At 47.1% G+C, this 344-nt stretch carries 1 protein-coding gene; it reads left to right on the forward strand.

Annotated elements, in window-relative coordinates:
* The coding region (locus AB4585_RS29155) for a rhodanese-like domain-containing protein (RefSeq protein WP_372172296.1) at nucleotides 1-344 on the forward strand (344 nt) is incomplete at both ends.

A 344-nucleotide genomic window follows, 5' to 3' on the forward strand; every position in this document is an offset into this window, starting at 1 on the left:
AGCCAAGCGCCCACTTCAAACGGAAGGCTTGCCTACAGAACTCGTCTATGAGAAAAAAATGCTACCAGGAGCCGTGGAAGAGTCGGTATTCGTTACCGCAGCCAAAAAAGGCAATGCCACCATCATAGATGTGCGCAACCCTGATGAAGTGGCAAATGGTCACATTAAGGGTTCGATTAATATCCCATTATCCGAGCTTGATGAACAACTGGCTAAAGTACCCAAAGATGGCCTAGTGATACTGCACTGTGAAGCAGGCGCAAGAGCGGCATTGGGGTATACATTGCTGAGTAAAAAAGGCTACACCAATGTGAAGTACTTGAATGACTCGTTTAAAGGGGTGG

The organism is Vibrio sp. 10N.222.49.C9 (assembly GCF_041474985.1).
Classification (GTDB): Bacteria; Pseudomonadota; Gammaproteobacteria; order Enterobacterales; family Vibrionaceae; genus Vibrio; species Vibrio crassostreae_C.